At 65.9% G+C, this 507-nt stretch carries 1 pseudogene; it reads right to left on the reverse strand.

The window, feature by feature from the left end:
• Window positions 1-62: 62 nt before the first annotated feature.
• Window positions 63-507 (reverse strand): annotated as a pseudogene (locus tag IEY89_RS41435) (DUF3459 domain-containing protein); the annotation flags it as partial.

Here is a 507-nt window from a genome sequence, read left to right on the forward strand (position 1 = left end):
CTCGGGGTCCCGGTCCTTGGCGGGAGTGTCCTCGAAGGTGTCCGGGACAGGCTCGTTGACGATCATGTTGTGGGTGACCCTCCGATCTGCGGGGTGGACGGTCGCAGGACGGTCAGGATGTGCGCGGGGCGCGTACCCGGTTCCAGGCGCACATAGTTCGTCCTGCCCCATTGGTAGGTCTCACCGGTGAGCTCGTCGCGCACCGGCAAGGACTCGTGCCAGTCCAGGCCGAGTTGCGGCATGTCCAACGAGACCGTCGCCTCGTGGGTGTGGTGGGGGTCGAGGTTCACGACCACCAGAACCGTGTTCGATCCCTGGCGTTTCGAGTAGACGATCACCGCCTCCTGGTCCGCGTGGTGGAAGTGGAGATCACGCAGTTGCCGCAGGGCCGGGCTGCGCCGCCGGACCGCGTTCAGCTCGGCTATCAGCGGGGCGATCGACTGCCCGTTCCGCTCGGCTGATTCCCAGTCCCTGGGCCGGAGTTGGTATTTCTCCGAGTCCAGGTAT

Origin of the sequence: Streptomyces lacrimifluminis, from assembly GCF_014646095.1 — a bacterium.
GTDB classification, from domain to species: domain Bacteria; phylum Actinomycetota; class Actinomycetes; order Streptomycetales; family Streptomycetaceae; genus Streptomyces; species Streptomyces lacrimifluminis.